Annotated in this window: 23 protein-coding genes; 1 reads left to right on the forward strand and 22 read right to left on the reverse strand. The window is 60.9% G+C overall.

Annotation, left to right across the window (positions count from 1 at the left end; genetic code table 11):
- Positions 1–19 precede the first annotated feature (19 nt).
- From IE92_RS0105535 to IE92_RS18215, 15 genes are all read right to left on the reverse strand, one after another.
- Complete coding sequence (locus IE92_RS0105535) at positions 20–358, reverse strand: hypothetical protein (protein ID WP_030149783.1); 339 nt, start codon at positions 356–358, stop codon at positions 20–22.
- Positions 349–738 (reverse strand): hypothetical protein, encoded by a 390-nt coding sequence (locus tag IE92_RS0105540; RefSeq protein ID WP_030143875.1) that lies wholly within the window; start codon positions 736–738, stop codon positions 349–351. Before IE92_RS0105540 ends, IE92_RS0105535 begins: the two co-directional genes overlap by 10 nt.
- Positions 739–740: 2 nt before the next feature.
- Positions 741–968, reverse strand: a complete 228-nt coding sequence (locus IE92_RS0105545) for a hypothetical protein (RefSeq protein ID WP_030143876.1) — start codon at positions 966–968, stop codon at positions 741–743.
- 56 nt (positions 969–1,024) lie between these two features.
- Positions 1,025–2,062 (reverse strand): major capsid protein, encoded by a 1,038-nt coding sequence (locus IE92_RS0105550; RefSeq protein ID WP_030143877.1) that lies wholly within the window; start codon positions 2,060–2,062, stop codon positions 1,025–1,027.
- 17 nt (positions 2,063–2,079) lie between these two features.
- The gene (locus IE92_RS0105555) at positions 2,080–2,439 is read right to left on the reverse strand and encodes a hypothetical protein (protein ID WP_030143878.1); all 360 of its coding nucleotides are present in this window, start codon (positions 2,437–2,439) and stop codon (positions 2,080–2,082) included.
- Between the two features lie 34 nt (positions 2,440–2,473).
- The gene (locus tag IE92_RS17175) at positions 2,474–2,971 is read right to left on the reverse strand and encodes a hypothetical protein (RefSeq protein ID WP_051701808.1); all 498 of its coding nucleotides are present in this window, start codon (positions 2,969–2,971) and stop codon (positions 2,474–2,476) included.
- Between the two features lie 94 nt (positions 2,972–3,065).
- Positions 3,066–3,857 (reverse strand): VG15 protein, encoded by a 792-nt coding sequence (locus IE92_RS0105565; RefSeq protein ID WP_030143880.1) that lies wholly within the window; start codon positions 3,855–3,857, stop codon positions 3,066–3,068.
- A complete protein-coding gene (locus tag IE92_RS0105570) occupies positions 3,854–5,452 on the reverse strand; it encodes a phage portal protein (RefSeq protein WP_156027410.1) in 1,599 nt (532 codons plus the stop codon). Before IE92_RS0105570 ends, IE92_RS0105565 begins: the two co-directional genes overlap by 4 nt.
- Before the next feature lie 2 nt (positions 5,453–5,454).
- Positions 5,455–7,002: a hypothetical protein gene (locus tag IE92_RS0105575; protein WP_051701807.1), complete on the reverse strand. Its 1,548-nt coding sequence runs from the start codon at positions 7,000–7,002 to the stop codon at positions 5,455–5,457.
- Positions 6,932–7,399 (reverse strand): hypothetical protein, encoded by a 468-nt coding sequence (locus tag IE92_RS18730; RefSeq protein ID WP_211250756.1) that lies wholly within the window; start codon positions 7,397–7,399, stop codon positions 6,932–6,934. The genes IE92_RS0105575 and IE92_RS18730 overlap by 71 nt, the downstream gene beginning before the upstream one ends.
- 889 nt (positions 7,400–8,288) lie before the next feature.
- Positions 8,289–8,501: a hypothetical protein gene (locus IE92_RS0105585; RefSeq protein WP_030143884.1), complete on the reverse strand. Its 213-nt coding sequence runs from the start codon at positions 8,499–8,501 to the stop codon at positions 8,289–8,291.
- A gap of 2 nt (positions 8,502–8,503) precedes the next feature.
- The gene (locus tag IE92_RS0105590) at positions 8,504–8,719 is read right to left on the reverse strand and encodes a hypothetical protein (RefSeq protein ID WP_030143885.1); all 216 of its coding nucleotides are present in this window, start codon (positions 8,717–8,719) and stop codon (positions 8,504–8,506) included.
- A 4-nt stretch (positions 8,720–8,723) separates the two neighbouring features.
- Positions 8,724–8,936 carry a hypothetical protein gene (locus tag IE92_RS0105595; protein ID WP_030143886.1) on the reverse strand — a complete coding sequence of 71 codons (213 nt, stop codon included), beginning with the start codon at positions 8,934–8,936 and terminating at the stop codon, positions 8,724–8,726.
- Between the two features lie 217 nt (positions 8,937–9,153).
- Positions 9,154–9,309 carry a hypothetical protein gene (locus tag IE92_RS18210; protein WP_156027411.1) on the reverse strand — a complete coding sequence of 52 codons (156 nt, stop codon included), beginning with the start codon at positions 9,307–9,309 and terminating at the stop codon, positions 9,154–9,156.
- Between the two features lie 49 nt (positions 9,310–9,358).
- Positions 9,359–9,820, reverse strand: a complete 462-nt coding sequence (locus IE92_RS18215; RefSeq protein ID WP_156027412.1) for a hypothetical protein — start codon at positions 9,818–9,820, stop codon at positions 9,359–9,361.
- A gap of 54 nt (positions 9,821–9,874) precedes the next feature.
- Between IE92_RS18215 and IE92_RS18220 the strand changes: the two genes are divergently transcribed.
- A complete protein-coding gene (locus IE92_RS18220) occupies positions 9,875–10,075 on the forward strand; it encodes a hypothetical protein (RefSeq protein ID WP_156027413.1) in 201 nt (66 codons plus the stop codon).
- Between the two features lie 59 nt (positions 10,076–10,134).
- On the opposite strand, the gene IE92_RS0105605 is transcribed toward IE92_RS18220, so the two are convergent.
- From IE92_RS0105605 to IE92_RS0105635, 7 genes are all read right to left on the reverse strand, one after another.
- A complete protein-coding gene (locus tag IE92_RS0105605; RefSeq protein WP_156027414.1) occupies positions 10,135–10,431 on the reverse strand; it encodes a hypothetical protein in 297 nt (98 codons plus the stop codon).
- Positions 10,432–10,515: 84 nt separating this feature from the next.
- The gene (locus tag IE92_RS0105610) at positions 10,516–11,760 is read right to left on the reverse strand and encodes a hypothetical protein (RefSeq protein WP_030149782.1); all 1,245 of its coding nucleotides are present in this window, start codon (positions 11,758–11,760) and stop codon (positions 10,516–10,518) included.
- A gap of 386 nt (positions 11,761–12,146) precedes the next feature.
- On the reverse strand, positions 12,147–12,752 hold the full coding sequence (locus IE92_RS0105615) for a DUF7341 domain-containing protein (protein ID WP_030143889.1): 606 nt from the start codon (positions 12,750–12,752) through the stop codon (positions 12,147–12,149).
- Entirely contained in the window at positions 12,749–13,309 is a 561-nt protein-coding gene (locus IE92_RS17180; RefSeq protein ID WP_051701806.1) for a dATP/dGTP diphosphohydrolase domain-containing protein, read from the reverse strand. The genes IE92_RS0105615 and IE92_RS17180 overlap by 4 nt, the downstream gene beginning before the upstream one ends.
- Position 13,310: 1 nt before the next feature.
- Positions 13,311–13,508: a hypothetical protein gene (locus tag IE92_RS0105625; protein ID WP_030143891.1), complete on the reverse strand. Its 198-nt coding sequence runs from the start codon at positions 13,506–13,508 to the stop codon at positions 13,311–13,313.
- Positions 13,505–13,825 carry a DUF7768 domain-containing protein gene (locus IE92_RS0105630; RefSeq protein ID WP_030149780.1) on the reverse strand — a complete coding sequence of 107 codons (321 nt, stop codon included), beginning with the start codon at positions 13,823–13,825 and terminating at the stop codon, positions 13,505–13,507. The genes IE92_RS0105625 and IE92_RS0105630 overlap by 4 nt, the downstream gene beginning before the upstream one ends.
- A 297-nt stretch (positions 13,826–14,122) precedes the next feature.
- Positions 14,123–14,497: a hypothetical protein gene (locus IE92_RS0105635; RefSeq protein ID WP_030143893.1), complete on the reverse strand. Its 375-nt coding sequence runs from the start codon at positions 14,495–14,497 to the stop codon at positions 14,123–14,125.
- Positions 14,498–15,053: the final 556 nt, after the last annotated feature.

The following is a 15,053-nucleotide window of genomic DNA, read 5'->3' on the forward strand; positions in this document are numbered from 1 at the left end:
GTTGATTTTGACCCTCGTTTTACCCATGTGCTACCTCGTGCCGGCGCAGTACGATCACCGTTCCTCGATGCCGAGAATCCTGATGATGCCAATCAGCGTCAGGGCCGTCCGCCTCGTACTCGACGCCGCGGACAACGAAGCGATCGGAAGCCTCTGCGTAACAAAAATGAGGCGGGCGGAAGTACAAGGTGCCGCCAAAGTTGGCAACCGTGCGCTCCACGTCTTCATCTTCAACCTGAACGAGCGGCGCGAACGCTTTCGCGATGTGCTCGGTACGGGCCTCAACCATGATCGGCTTCCCGGCACGATCGATCTGTCCCGAATCCACCAGACGAATCCGAGTTACCGTCAGCGCCATGGATACCCCACAGGGATCGTGTTCACCGTGAATGCCGCACCCGTGCGCGAACCGGACAACTCCTTGATCTGATCGTTGGTCAAGATCATCGCGCCCGGGTTCGCGCCACCATAGGTGACCGAATCAGTGAACGGACCCGTGGTGGTATTGGCCTGCCGTGTCCCCGACGGGTTCTTGAGCGTCTCAATAACCAACGCAACCGTGATTTTCTGCACTCGACGAAGAGGGATCGGCTTGGGAACTCGCGATGGAAGATCGGGGAACCGGCCAAGGATTGTGTCCTCGGCTTCCTCGATCAATCCTTCGATCTGGTCATCGGTCGCGGGTATTGCCTCCGCCAGCAGCCACCGACGTTTCACATCCTCGACGGTCGCCCACATAGCTACTCCGATTCGGTCTTGCGGGGTCGCCCGCGCTTAGGCTTCTCCGGAGCCCCCTCAGGCACCTCGTCGCCAGCCACGGTCTCGACTACCTCGACCGTCTCGGTTTCGCCCTCGGGCTCAACCACATGCTCGCCAACGACAGCCCCCTCAGGCACCTCGTCGCCAGCCAGCAACGCGACACCATCAATCCAGACAGCGCCAACCAGATCCAAACGAATCCTCGACATGAAAACCTCCCACCATGAAGGGCGGCCGACAAGCGCCGGCCGCCCTAACGGACTAGCTAGAGAACCTTGGCCGCCAGGCTCAGGTTCGGGTTGGTCAGGACCGGCAGGCCGATCGCTGCACCGTGAACCCACACACCCACCGGGTCGAGGCTCTTGTAGGTTCCGACGACCAGACCACCACGCTCCTCGACGGGGATGCCGTACTCGGGCTCGGAAGCCTCGGCCGTGGTGCCCCAGAACGAAGCGCCGAGGTCAGTGCCCTCCGGGTCGTTCGGGTCGGTTGCCGCAGGCAGCAGGTAAACCTTGTCGTCCGGGGTTACGCGGACGTTCGCGCCACCTCGCTTCACGCGACGGTCGAAGATCTCGAACGCCGGCAGCCCAAACGATGCAAGGATCGTGTTGAAGGTCTCGCGAGTGATCACGGTCGGGGCCGGGCCCGAACCCGCAACCAGCGCGCGAACCGCAGCCGACTTCAGTGCAGCGTTGAGAACCTTGGTGGAGGTCAGGATGGTACCCGGCTCCTCGCCATTCTCCTCGACGTAAGCTGCACGCCAGGTTTCGATATCACGCAGCGGGTCAGCATCAGCAGCAGACCAGAGGTTCGCAGCGGTAACAGAGAAGTCGGCGCGACGCTCGAAATCAGCCTTAGCGATGAAGCCGTTTTCGCTAATGTCAACCTTGGCAGTGTCGATGACGCGGCCACGCTCAAACTCGATTCGGTCCGACACTGCGCGGGCGACCTGGCCGGCGTACTTCTCGATGGTCGGGCGCACCGACTCGTCGGTGACGTTTCCACGTGCTCGAATACGGTCGTACTCGGAGTTGCGGAGCTTACGGCCCAGCGGGGGCAGCTCGAGCGTCACACGCTCTCCACCCTCAACATCGCCGACCGAGGTCTCAGCGTCGTACGCGCGGTACTCTGCAACCTCGGTCAGACCACCCCGGCCACGCTGGAAACGCGCCACGATGTCGTCAATGGTCTTGTTCGGGAGGAACCGCGCGAGCGATCCCTTGCTTGCCTCGTAGTCCTCGAGGGTCTGTCGGGCGTACCCGGTGAGCTCTACGGGATCAACAACATCAGTCCAAAGTGCCATGTGCTATTCCCCTTTCTTTAGACGAATACGAACGAAGTCGCGTTGTCGGGTGCGGTGAAAGCCACCGGAAGCTTTGCCACACGAATGCGGCCGTGGTCCAGCAGCGGGGCCACGATGTCGCCACCGCCGGGCTTGATGGCCTGGTCGGTGAGCAGGAAGCCCACGAACACCTGGCCCTCAGCGGCAGTGTACGGAGCGACCTTGTTGGCCGACGCCGCGAGCGGAGTGCCAGCAGGCAGAACGCCAGCAGTGACCTGCGCAGGCGTCAGCTTGGTACGGTCGATGGTTACGGTGCGCGCGGTATCAACGCCGCGACGCGATCCAAGCCAGGACAGCTTGGAACCGCCGTAGCTTTCCTTGGTGATAGTCAGATCCATCAGGATCTCCTTTCAAAGAATTGGAAAAGGTCAGTTACTTCTTGCGGGCGCGCTCGCGCCCAGCAGCCATGCCGCCACCCGACGTGGCTTCTCCGCCGCTCCCTGCGGTCGGCACCACATCGACCTTTCGGCCGGCGTACTTCGCGAGGACCACAGCATGAGCTTCAAGCTCTTCCTTGGTCTCGCCATGAAGGAGTTCGGCGGGGACGCCTGTGGTCTTCGAGACCTCGGCGATCAGCGCAGAATGGGCAGCCTTTGCATCTCGATCAGCGAGCGAAGCCTCGGCAGCCTCTGCCCTCGCCAGCGCCGCCGCAGCGGCGGCATTTGCCTTCTCGATCTCCGTGAGGTTCTCGGCTTCGATCTCGGCAAGCTTCGCGGCCTTGGCCTTCAGCTCTTCGTAATCGGCGTACTTAGCACGTTCCCGCTCGAGCCGACCAGCGATGAGGCTGTTCAGTTCTTCCTGGGTCGCAGGAGGCGTAAACCCTGCATTACCGCCCGTGCTGTTTTCTGCGTCGTTCTCGTTCTCAGGCATGCTGTTCTCCTTCACCTCGCTGTTGACCGTCGCGAGTGCTTACGTGCGCCCTGTTGGGCATGAAAAAACCGCCTCGTGAGGCGGTGGATTATGGCTATCGAATGCCGTATTTAGAACGTATGTTCGATAGATCGTGGTAGCCGTTTTCGGCGCTCCACAGGGCTGAGTACATTTCTTCGTACTTGGCCAGGTCGTATGGGACTTCCTGCCCCTGGAAAACGGGCGTCGCTGTGCAGCGGCAAAAGCTGTGATACTGGCTTCCCAGTGCTTGCACGCCCTGCACCTTCGTTCCGCCTCCCCGCATGCCGATGTACCGGCCAGAGGATGAATGCGCCCGATGAGCTTCAACGCCTCGACCGACTACACCGCCGGCGGATCGTTCAGACCCGTAGACCGCGCCGCGGCTTGCGAGCATCGCGCAAAACGCGCAACACCCGGCCTGCGGAACTCGGGCATAGGCGACCTTTACTCGGTCGCGGCGCACGTTCGAATCGATCGTGGAGCGCCCCGCGCCGGCAACAGCTTTTTGCACGCTGCCAGCGAGCAGCGATGCCACCGTGGCATTGCCCTGCCCGAACAGCGGCGACACCGCATGCCGGGCAATACCGGAGACCAGCCCATCCGCCAGGGTATCGATGGGCTCAGCGTAAAACCCGGCCCCAACAGCCTCGCGGCGCAGGTCTTCATACCAAACCGCGGACAACTCCCCCGACGCTGTGATGTACGGTTGCAGCACTGCGGGCAGCCCCTTGATAAGCGCCTTCCGCACCGCGACGGGGTTCGGCTGTGCCACCTCTCGAAAGAGGGCCACAGCCTCACCCGTCGCCGCAAGAGACAGCGCATCAGTCGCGGCACGAAACCGCGCAACCTGGACAGCCGTCGTCATCGCTCTTCCAGCCCAGCACTCTCGTCGGTCGGCATACGCAGCGACACCGGAACCGCACCCGTGAACTTGATGCCACTCAAACCGAGCAAGCTAGCCGCATTCTCGGGATCGACGCCGGCACGCACTGCAACGCCCAGCGCATCGAACTTGGCCTTGAACGTCTGAGCATCCTCAGCCGAAGAGGGCGAGTCCTCGGTGCGTCGTCCAGCCACAGGACCCACTTCCGCATCGTTGCCGGCCGCGTCCATTCGATCAGACAACGAGCCCAGCAGCGTGTTGACCTGCGCGCGGGCCCGGTCTGACTTCAACCGATCGAGCGTAGGGCCGTCATATCCCATGTCTTCCAAGGCAACATCCGAGTCAGCCATCCACGGGAACGCGGTAACCCGCTTCAACGTCGCATCCGCAGTTGCAGCCTGCGTCGGCGTAGAAGGCGACCGCCACAGAGAGGTCAGCTTAGACAGGTCCTTCGCCATGCTCGCGGTGTACTCCCCCGCAAGCAGAGCGGCGACATTTCGGGCCAGGTCCACGCGAGCAGCGCTGTACGACGGCAACTGTTCCTCAGCGATCGATACCAGGTCAGCCTCGGAGGCGTTGATAGCGTCCGCGGAAGCCGGGTTGTCGTGCAGAATGCCGAGGTACCCAGCAGGGATCGAGGTCTCACCAGAGAACATCATCGCGACAGTCCGCAGGTGATCGCTGTGAGGCTGCATCGACTGCTGCGCGAACTGACCCACCTGCACCCGGTGTCGTTCACCCAGATCATCTTCAGGGTCGGGGACAGCTAGCAGCCGGCCAAGAATGTTCTCCCAGCCGGTGCGCAGCTCCCCGTTCGGGCCGGTGAACATTTCCTCGGTCGCGCCGAGCATGAAACGCTGTGGAGCGCTAAAGAACTCCGCGGACACTTCCTGGCGCAGCATAACCCGCACAGCCATGTCGGTGAGAGCCATGACCGGGCGAGTGATCCGAGAACGCCCGAACGGGCTTTCTAGGGACTCACCAAAAATGTATGGTACGCAGTAAACCCGGCCAGGAGTCATCGTTAGCTCTGAGATCACGCCCCATTGGTTCTGGTTGCGTCCGATGACAAGCACCTTGCCATCCAGCCACATGTTCCAGACACCATCTGCGATCTCGAGAGCCGACAAGACTCGACGCGATCGCGGATCACGAATAGCCGTAGCCGAAAGCGCAGAACGAACCGAAAACACGATTTCAGGCTCTCCGACATCACCCCGAGAGGTAAAGACGAACGCTGCCCCATGCCGGGCAGACGCATCGATCGCGTGCTTTTCAGCCAGCACCGCATCGGCGGTCAGGAGTTCACCCTTGACCCCTTCGAGCAGGGCGCTCTTTTCCCTCGAGGCAAACCCTCGAGGGCGAATCCGTCGAGACATGACCGAGCAAGTCTTTTCAGGCCAGCCGAGCACCGCCTGGAAATCCTGCATCTCAGGAGGGATTGAAATGCCAACCTGCTGCAACGTCCGCTTCGAGTCTGCATACCGAGACCGCAAAGCATTGCGGCGCTTCTTCTGGTTGATCGTGTCCAGCATCTTGTTGAACAGCTTCTGCTCATCCTCAGTAAGGCTTCGCACGGTCACCCCATCACAATCATTCGACCGCCGCTACCAGCCGTCTTTGTCGTCTTCTTGCGGCTCTGCAAAACATGCAGCGCCAACGTTGCTGAAATCAGCGGGGCGATATCCGCCTCGCCGGTGCGGGCCCACTTCCAAACGGAGTCGGACCCCATGGTCTTTTTGCCGGCAGACTTCACCGCGTCGGTGAGTTCCTTCTGACCGGTGTGCACCAGCACGCGGCCTTCGCCATCCGGGCCGGGAGTAACCACCGAGTCGTAGAAACGAGCACAGGCAATGCCAAGCTCACGCGTCTTGATCAGCAGAGGGCGCACCTTCGCACGCCGCACCTCGGGCACGAGCGTCCCGGTTGCGGCGAGCTCATCGAACACGCACGCAATCGGATTCCATGCCTCTTTGAGTTCTGCCAGCCGGTCAGGCACCCAGACGACTCCCTCGCGTCGGTCCACAACGAATACAGCGAACTTGCCGTCGCCGAGATCCGCAGCGAGTGAAATGGTCGCCGAGTCACGCGCCGGCGGGATATCCACCCCGAAGGCGATGCGTCCGCACTCACGCGCCGCGGTCTCGACCTCGAGCGGGTCGCCGGCAGCGTCCAGCCAGTCACCGACGGGGATAACCCCGTCTCCGCCGATCTTCGCCCAGATGCCCAACCGCTCCCGGTCAAACTGTTCAGGGCCCATCGCCTCAATCTCGCTGACCACAAAGTCAGGATCGAGTCGAATATTCCACCCTGGGTTCGCACGGCGATGAATCTCAGGGTCGGCACGATACTCCGCAGGAGACGGCCACGGTGCCCGGTCGGCAGCCGAGAGCTCATCCCAACGTGGGACGGACCATTCGACATAAACCAGGCGTTTGGACTCCCCCGACAGGGCGCGCTCGCGCACGCTCTCCTGCACCTCGGAATCCTGCTCCCCCGCAGACGAGAAATACATGAGCTGAGTTGACTGGTTCAGAGACAGCGCCGACATTGTCGGCATGATCGCGGCCTGCATGCGCCGCTTCAGCTTCATGGCCTCGTCGAGATACAGCGTCGGAGCCGTAAACCCTCGTCCTGACGAACTCGAGCGGGCCATGAACTTCAGCCGGCACCCGTTCTTCGTCTCGATAGCTTCTTCACCATCAGCGGTACGGATGCGCTGCACCAGCCGGTCAAGTTCGGGAGTCGCCTCAACAAGCTGCCGAATCCGAAGAAACATCTCCTGCGCAGTCTTGAACTCGTGCGCGGTGTAAACCTGAAGGGTTTCTTCCCACACAAAAAGGCCCGCTAACTGGCGAGCCTCAATAATCGTTCCTTTGCCCTGCTGCCGGTTCGCGGCCACGAAGGCTTCAAACGCTGCCCACCGGCCATCTGCGCGGGTCAGGGTGAGTGATTCCGCCCCGATCTGCTGCCACGGGTCTAGATACAACCCGGCGATCTCCGCGATGCCCACCATGTCATCGGCACGGTCAGCCGACAGGATCGGGTCGTAAACGTCAGGAAGTAGCCGAAGCCTCGGGTTCTGCTCTCCTACGAGCTGCCCGGCGCTCTGCAAGCTGGTCTGCAATCGAGACCTCCTTCTTGCCGCCGAGCTCGGAAATCAACGCCACAAGCTCTTGCCGGCGCTTGGACAACGCCGAAACTTCACGAGGCACAGCCTCTTTCAGCGCGGCCTTCACAAGCCGCAAGTTTTCTTTTGCATCTGTCAACGGGTCGTACTCATCGCTGCCGCTCGACGCTGGCGCAACCTCAGCGGAGGGTTCAGGCACGGCAGAAGCGATCGCGCTCAACTTCCGTGTATCCCGATCCCCATCGAGGCGATCCATCTTTTTTCCGGCAACCGCAGCCTTGCATGCATCGCACGCTTCCTCGCCATTGCGCAGGTGACGACGATACGCCGCCTCGGTACCGCAGGGCTTCAACACTCGAGGCATACCGACCTCCAATGTCAAAACCATGTCCATGTCAAACCAATGTCAAGCGCGCACACATATGACTAAAGCGCGGAGTGTCGGAGGCGGCCCCGGGGAGAGGGGAGGCCCCCCACCCCTCGCACGACCTTTTTTGTACCACTTTTTGTGTCATTTGCGATCATTGGGGTCACCATTTCATCGCTGTGTTTGGAGCTGATGTGATGTGAGTTCCACGGTTCCCGCGTCTTGAGTTGCATCCTCGATGCGCTGGCTTCAGTTCTCCATACAGCGAGCCGCCCTTTGAACGCGCTTGGACATGATCAGCAGTGAACGCGTCCTTGTGCGTGTAGTGTGCGTCATAGTCAATGGGTTGTTCACATATCCAACAGTCAAGACGTAGACGCTTGAGGGCATCCCTCTGGGCCATGTACTGGGGATCGTTCAGACCGCTACCCATGACTACCCTCCTTCATGCAAGGCCTCACATGAAGCCCCCTGCTTGCCTGTGCGCCCCTCCCGGGTTTGATGGGGCCCCGGGGTTACCGAGACCCCCTCCGGGTTTAGACACCCCCTCGGGGGTTATTTGAGGGCATCCCCGAGCGTCTTGACCTGGGGTCTACTGGATGCGCCCAGGCACGGCAGGAGGCGGCGCATGAGTAGTTCATCTGCCATCAGTGCTGGGTCTGTGAAGTACAGCACGTCTACCGACTCGCCGCGCCCTGATTGCCCCCGGGCAGAGGCGTAACGAACAACCCCGCCGTTGGGGTAGGTGATGCTCTCGTTCCCCTCGGAACGCCGTACCTTGCTACCCTCTGGCGCTCGTAGCGCGAGGTAGGTGTGCACCTGCCGCACCTCAGCCCAAGTCCGCGCCACCACCAGTGTTCGATCACCGGCATCCAGGGAAGGGCTGCTCAGGCCCTCCCAGAGGTGAGCTTCACCGCTACCCAAGGATCGCGCCCCAAATAGCAGTGATCCCCCACACCAGCAGCGATACAGCCGCTACCCCGACCAGGGAGACAATGGTGATGCCGATGATGCGACCGACTACCTGGCCGGCCCGCAGACGCGACTTGGCTACCTTGTGTACGCCCGGTATGTCCTGAGCGTTCAGCCCGGCCACCATCGCGTCGAACTGTTCCTTGTCGTAAGCCATAGCTATACCCCTCTGCTTACTTCGAGGTCATACTCGGCCCCAAAGCTAAGGAAGATGTGGTCCGTGCCCTTGTCGAGGCTTACCGCATATTCAAACTGCCCCTGCACCGAATCGAGGCGGTCAAGAATGATTGCGAGCTTAGGAGTTCTCACGTTACCGACCACCTGCTCCCCGACCTGGACGATCCGGAGGCGTGGGTTCTTGGCCTGTTCAGTCATGTCTTTACTCCTTGGGGTAGTGGATGGTTGCGCTACCCGTGGTCTCACCCAGGGTCACCAACCTCTTGGCCACCTTGGGCAGCGCGCCTATGATGGCGCGAGATTCGTCGGCGGACACGAAGGGCATCCGATTGGGAAGGACGACTCCTCCATCCGCAAACATGTCAGTCGGCTGCACCCTCTGGGTGAGCGCGTCATAGATCGGTGTGTCACTCATGGGACCCACCTCCTACTTCAACACCTGAAAGGTGGCCTTGGTTGATCCACATTTCAAACAGGTTCGCTTAGCGGCCAGAGCTCGCCGGCCTCCCCTGCCACGTTCCCGACCCCAGAAGTGAGCACACTCCCCGTAAGCCACACGCCCGCAGCAAGCGTTAGCCGTCACCCCATGCAGGCACACCATGTACGCGCCGTGAGGGTTCTTCCAGGCGAGGTCAGTCATCGCCGACGTGCTCCCCTGTCGTGAGCTGCCAGTCCCCTTCACCGTCTACGTGGGCGGGGCGAGGGGTCTTGAATGCGAGGTCGCGGCGTGCACGAGCGGCCTGATAGTCGGCTTCGGTTTCGGTGCGGGTCAGTTCAAGGGTGCTCATTTTTCTCCTCAAATAGAAAACCTCCACCGGTGAGCGTGGGGGTTTAGGGTTACTGTCTTGCTTCGAGAATTTCAGCGAAGGGGTACCGGTCAACCCAGGAGTATCCGGTTTCGACGCTGACTGTCTTAACGTTGATCCTCGCTACTTTGTGCCACCCGACCCGGGTTCGAACCACGCGGGCACCGATTATGTCGGCGCGTTCCAGCCGGACGCGATCGCGCTCAGCGATGCGGAGTTGGTAGCTACGGGCCTTGGAATCGTAGTAGGCGACTTTCCCAGTTGCCTCTTTCCAAGCCTTGTAGGCCCGGTCTGTTGCTGCGCCAACCTGACGTGCGGCTCGCTGGTTTCCAGAACGGCCAAAACCGGGTATTCCGCCTCCCATTTCATGGGCGGATTCGGTCATCGCGTTGGCTCGCTCGAGCCTGTGTTCCCAACGCGCTTTTCCGTGGAGGGCCCAGGCAAGTTTGTCTTCGAGTGTGCGCTGGGGGGTATTTTCTTGTTCTTCGCTCATGCTTTTACTTTACCAGGTAAAGCGTGCAAATGCAATACATGGTAAAGTGTCGATATGGACCTCGAAGAACTCGCCCAAACTGTCGCCAAACTCGAAACAGTAAATGAACGCCGAGCTAGCCTCGTCGCCTACCGCAACCGGCAAATCGTGGAAGCGCTCGACAACGGGTCCACCTGGGTAGAAATGCAGCGACTCACCGGATTATCGGTACGGGGGCTCAAAATCGCAGTAGATAGCATCCGGGACCCCAAATAGACGCCTACCCGTTGGGAGCAGTGGAGAGAACCCACACCCCAAAGACGTGAGGTTCAGCGCTAGTTCTTACGCTGCGCCCTCCGAGCGCGCTTCAGCACCGCAATGGCCTTGTCGATTTCGGCCGCAGTGAGGACCGGCGTCCACATGAGCGTCCGGTTCGGGGCACAGCCGTTAGGGCTCGCGGCTGCGAACTGGGCGTAACTAATGTCGACCTCAAGGCCGATCTGCACCCAGCCTGCGGTGCCTTCGCCGCTCTGCACGTCAGGGTCGTTGTACCACCCGACATGGACGGCTGAATCGCCCCAGGGAGCATCCGTCTGCTGGGTAGGGTGGTTGATTTGTTCTCTCGGCATCACGCCTTCTCCGTTTCTCCGCATCACGCGGCTATGTTGAAATCTGATCCTTATGCCAGGCCTCGCGGCACGTCTCGAGCTGCCCGCCTAATTCACAGGCACATCGATCAGCACGCCCTCAATGAGGGCCGTACCGTTGATGATGCGGTACACGGCGGGCCATGTCTCGGTGTCGTTGTAATAGTTGAACCCGAGGCCCTGCTGCCAGTTCTCGACCACCTTCGCCGGGACTCCCCCGGCACCGATCGCGCCGTTCACCGAGGGCACTGCACCGTCTGTGCGGCATAGCGCGCCAGGGTTGGCGGAATACGATTCAACGGCCTCTCCGCGCGGCCCCATAACGGACCTGTAGGTGATTTCCACCCGGTGCGTGTGAGCCGCCCACGTGTTGATGTGGGGTAGGTCGGTCACGTATTGCGCCGTGGTGGACCCGCGAGAGTTGGCCTTGGTGCCGTGAATGTTGCGTGTGGTGTCGTTGTCCCAGTCGGTCGCGGCCGGGTAAGCATCCATGTAGGTGATGCCGAGCTCGTCCAGACGCAGAAGGTTCGGCAGCGACATGACAGGCCAAGAATCGGGCATCTGCGCTCGCCGCAGCCCGAATGCGGCTAGGGCGTTGGCTTCGATGAAGTTCTGCATGCGCTTGTCGTGGTTTCCTTCGATCACGATGATCTCGGATCGAGGCGCTACTGCCCGCAGCTCGGCAAGGAACCGATGCCCGCGGTCGATCGATGCCTGCGTTGTCTGCGCGAATGCTGCCTCTTGAGCGAAGCGGCCCTGCGCGGCAAGGTCGAGGAAGTCCCCGAGGATCTGAATTTTCTCCGGCTGATGCCGGCGACAGACTTCCACGAACAAGGCCATTGCCTGGTCGTCGTGGAAGGGGTCTAGGGTGCCGTCTGCGAGCTGTCGGAAACCGATTTGGGTATCTGCGCCCTTGATTGCGAGTTTCAGGCCGCGAGCAGGGGCGTCCGGGATTTCCTGCACCGACACATGCACCGGCTGGGCCGACTGAATAACAGGCCATTCAGGCCCATCGCCAGATGCCGCCTTCGGAGTCGCACTGACCCGGTTTGACCAGAGCCCTTCGCCGTAGGCGATGGACCGGACGCTCAGGTTGTACGCGTCGGGGTCGTCGCCGCCGGCGCGAATCCATTCCCGAGCGTCCTCGGTGGTCACGGCTCGATGCCGAAGCCCCATCACCACATCGGGGGCCTCTGCCGGCTGGATGCGCCGGCGGTGCTTTCGCACGGTGGACTCATTCACCCCGTACTTGGCACCGATCGCCACGTTCGACAGGTCACCTGCAAGGTCCGCCCGGTAAGCGGCATCATCCATGAGCGCCAATGTGACCCCTTCAAAGTTGTGTGGGGTCGGGACACCCCAGTGATCCCGACCCCGCCCGTGCGTGGGCTATCCGGGCGTTTTCTACCAGTGCGCGCCACGCACCATGACCGGGCACCCCTGCCCTGGTAGTTGATTACGGCCAGCTCCACACTCGTGTAATGCTGGTCGCCCGCTCTCCGTCTTTACCCTTGCGAGTTGGCGGGAGTCTGGGCGTTCTATCTCGATGGATACTGGCCGTAAGTTAACGCAAAAAGGCCCTGGTACTGAAGTACCAGGGCCTTTCTGTGAGTTTTTGCGCACCCTAAGATGACGTGCTTCTAGTGTACACAGATTCGACACCCACCACAAGATGTTGTGGTTCGTTACGAAAATGTGTTCTATTTGCCGAGGAGGCTCCTCAGCCAGATGAATGTTGTTGCTCCCTCCCAAACTTCATCGCATTCCTGGCTTCGGCAGTAGCCGCGAGCCTCTTTGAGATCCGCCATGTCGTGTGGATACTCGATCACGACCGGGTTGGGCACCCACTCGCCTTCCCCGTTCAAATAGTGACTTTCGTTGCACGTCGGGCAGGGCCCCACGATCTCCAACCGTTTAGGTGGGTCGAGGATCTGTTTGATCTTCACCGCCCACGACTGGATTTCCCGGATAAACAAGTCATGGTCCCCACTCGTGCGAGTGAAGACCATGTGCCAGTCGTTGAGAGCCTGGACCAGTTCGGGGATGCGTTTCAGCCCGAGGTCGGTTCGCCATGACCCGATGACGCGTCTAATGTACGTTGCTTCATCGAACGCGGCCGAGTTCAGCACCGACCCTGTTGTTGCCCCACCTCCCCCGCCGGCGCTGTCCTTTCCCGACGACACCACGGCGTCCTGGATCTGTTCAAGCAGACACGGCAGTTCAACCGTGTGCAGCCCACCCGACTCGGTAAACACCTTCGTCGTCACTGGCAAAGTAACCGACGCTACAGCCTCAGCAAGAGTCATTCACCCACCCACTTCCAAGGCTTGCCGTTGACCTCATGGACACATTTCAGCGGGATGCTCCCCGCGAAACGGATTGCGTCGATCCAAACCGATGAACCCACGACTGCTACCACTGGGCCGGAATACTCGATCCCTCTTATCCGAGCGCGGATGGTATCTCCGTCAGAGACCCCGACAGGTTCAATTTCGTGAGATTCGCGCCCCTCGGAGACCCAGTCGATCAGTACGGCGTCTTTTCGTCGGTCATCGAACTCCGGGTGCGCGGCAAGGAGTTCCATCATGGTGAACGCATGCCAAGCAACGTTTGCGAGGTGCAGCACACCTGTTTCTTCGTCACGGTCGATACCGTTCCAGAACTGGTTGAGATGCCGGCTCAAAGCCGCATACGACTTGGATAGCTCGTAGCCCTTGGCCCAGTTGTGGTCGTCGTATTTTTTCGCGCCCTCCCCGTACAGGCGCGCCAACTCCGCCAGGGGGAACGTGGGGATCAGGTCATACCGTTCGGGCTTGGTGCCCTTCTGGCCTCCGGTAGATGAGGTTGTTCGGATCTCGGTCATGCTAGCCTCCAATCCTCTTCACCGGTGCCGCAGTGATGATGTCGACTCCCTCGATATCGATAAAGGCAATCTCGGGGTTCGAAGCAGTTACAGCAAAGCTCTCGACCTCTCCCAAGTCCGAGAGTGTGATCCTCCAACTCTCAGCTTCAAACTCGAATTTGTTGCCGCTCTTGAAAAGCACGGTCAGTCGATCGGTCATGGGTTCTCCTTCAAAGTTCGGTATTCGATGGGACGACCTACAGCGGTCGCGGCTTCGATGCCCTGCTGCATGCCTGCCGAGATGCCTAGGTCGTGGTAGACGATGGTTGCGTGCGCGGTGGTGGCCCATTCCAGGCCCGCGCGGATGCCGAGTTCGCGTTCTGCAGGGTCGGTGTCGTCTAGCGCTTGGGTGTACAAAAGGTGCGATGCGAACGGCACCTCACCCCGGATCAGGCTGTCGCGTAGCGCTGCCCGCGCATACGTCGAGTTGCCCTCAACATCCCCGGCATACGGGGACTCGATAATTACGCGCCTCACCCGCGGTCCCATGGCTTCCACCAGGTGCGCCGCTGTGGCGCAGAGGTCGGATGTGGTGTCGCTTGTAGGGCTTCCAGCGCCGCGATTCGTGCACGCTCGTCTTGCTCCTGGCGGACGCGCTTCAACCCGTGGGCGATTGCAGCGAAACTAACCAGCGCCGCCTGTGTCTGGATCGCAACAGCACTCATCGCCACCCGTAACTGCTCGAGTCCCGGGAACAGGTTCGTTCTCGGGGCTCGATATGCGCGGTACCGGCCGCGCTGTTTCATCTTCGGGAAAAACTCCCGAGTACGTGGCCTAGTCGCCATTGGTGGAGTCCTCTCGGTCGGGGACGATTCGAATGTTGTGGTGCTCGAGCTGTCGCGTTGTTTCGGGGTCGATCCGTCCAGATGCGGCGATCTTGGCGAAAATGTTGACGAGGCCACCGTCTGCTCCTGCCGCGGCCAACTGCAACGCGTGATCCATTCCTTGTTCTGGCCGGACTCCCAGGGCTCGGAATTTTTGCAAGGTCTGGCTCTCCCCGATCGCATCCCGGACGCCTCGCTCATATCCGCGGTCGTACTCTCGCGCGGGGTACTCTCTGGCGTCCTCTCGGGCCTTTGCGGCGAACTCTACAAACATTGCTGTCGTGGCATCCACGAACGCGGCCATCATCCTAAACAAACGCTTCACAACGCCACCTCCGTTCCGGGCGCACCCTGATCGGTACGCCCCTCGTCAAAAAGAATCGTCACCACATACGGTGACGACTTCGATACCTTCGGCAGGCCAACCCGCATATGCGACTCCAAGCCCGCCTCCGCCAGACTCCGCGTGAAAGTTTCCTCGCCAATGTCATCCAGATCATCAGTGCGAACCTCCACACGTGTAGCGCGGCCCGGCCACCGCTTCACCTTGATACGGCTATCCAAAGCTCCACCCCCAGAAGGACGAAACACGCGCCTGCCGCGAGGGAGCTCAAGTAGAGAATCACAATCAGCAGACCCTCGCGGGCTCGCAACGGGTGTTTTGGAATACCTCTCTCGATCACGCCTATTAGAGCGTCCAATGTACAGATCCCGAGCACAAAGAAGCCCACAGCAAAGACGCCGCTCATGCCTTGCCCCCGTCCTGCTCGGGAAACACCGGGGACCACGGACCACGGACCACTGTGCGCTGAACAAGCCGATTATCCGAGGAGGCATGCCGCTGGCTACGATGAGCCGCGAACGTTGCCTCAGCCAGGGCA

Origin of the sequence: Mycetocola saprophilus (assembly GCF_000718085.1) — a bacterium.
GTDB lineage: Bacteria > Actinomycetota > Actinomycetes > Actinomycetales > Microbacteriaceae > Mycetocola > Mycetocola saprophilus.

Excerpts from the sequence above, each read along its gene's own strand:
- IE92_RS0105595 (WP_030143886.1), bottom strand. The coding sequence starts at position 8,936 with ATGAGTGACACACCGATCTATGACGCGCTCACCCAGAGGGTGCAGCCG.
- IE92_RS0105585 (WP_030143884.1), bottom strand. The coding sequence starts at position 8,501 with ATGGCTTACGACAAGGAACAGTTCGACGCGATGGTGGCCGGGCTGAAC.
- IE92_RS18220 (WP_156027413.1), top strand. The coding sequence starts at position 9,875 with ATGGACCTCGAAGAACTCGCCCAAACTGTCGCCAAACTCGAAACAGTA.
- IE92_RS0105615 (WP_030143889.1), bottom strand. The coding sequence starts at position 12,752 with ATGACTCTTGCTGAGGCTGTAGCGTCGGTTACTTTGCCAGTGACGACG.
- IE92_RS18730 (WP_211250756.1), bottom strand. The coding sequence starts at position 7,399 with ATGGACATGGTTTTGACATTGGAGGTCGGTATGCCTCGAGTGTTGAAG.
- IE92_RS0105590 (WP_030143885.1), bottom strand. The coding sequence starts at position 8,719 with ATGACTGAACAGGCCAAGAACCCACGCCTCCGGATCGTCCAGGTCGGG.
- IE92_RS0105540 (WP_030143875.1), bottom strand. The coding sequence starts at position 738 with ATGTGGGCGACCGTCGAGGATGTGAAACGTCGGTGGCTGCTGGCGGAG.
- IE92_RS17180 (WP_051701806.1), bottom strand. The coding sequence starts at position 13,309 with ATGACCGAGATCCGAACAACCTCATCTACCGGAGGCCAGAAGGGCACC.
- IE92_RS0105610 (WP_030149782.1), bottom strand. The coding sequence starts at position 11,760 with ATGGATGATGCCGCTTACCGGGCGGACCTTGCAGGTGACCTGTCGAAC.
- IE92_RS0105535 (WP_030149783.1), bottom strand. The coding sequence starts at position 358 with ATGGCGCTGACGGTAACTCGGATTCGTCTGGTGGATTCGGGACAGATC.
- IE92_RS0105555 (WP_030143878.1), bottom strand. The coding sequence starts at position 2,439 with ATGGATCTGACTATCACCAAGGAAAGCTACGGCGGTTCCAAGCTGTCC.
- IE92_RS18210 (WP_156027411.1), bottom strand. The coding sequence starts at position 9,309 with ATGAGCACCCTTGAACTGACCCGCACCGAAACCGAAGCCGACTATCAG.
- IE92_RS0105550 (WP_030143877.1), bottom strand. The coding sequence starts at position 2,062 with ATGGCACTTTGGACTGATGTTGTTGATCCCGTAGAGCTCACCGGGTAC.
- IE92_RS17175 (WP_051701808.1), bottom strand. The coding sequence starts at position 2,971 with ATGCCTGAGAACGAGAACGACGCAGAAAACAGCACGGGCGGTAATGCA.
- IE92_RS18215 (WP_156027412.1), bottom strand. The coding sequence starts at position 9,820 with ATGAGCGAAGAACAAGAAAATACCCCCCAGCGCACACTCGAAGACAAA.
- IE92_RS0105545 (WP_030143876.1), bottom strand. The coding sequence starts at position 968 with ATGTCGAGGATTCGTTTGGATCTGGTTGGCGCTGTCTGGATTGATGGT.
- IE92_RS0105625 (WP_030143891.1), bottom strand. The coding sequence starts at position 13,508 with ATGACCGATCGACTGACCGTGCTTTTCAAGAGCGGCAACAAATTCGAG.
- IE92_RS0105565 (WP_030143880.1), bottom strand. The coding sequence starts at position 3,857 with ATGACGACGGCTGTCCAGGTTGCGCGGTTTCGTGCCGCGACTGATGCG.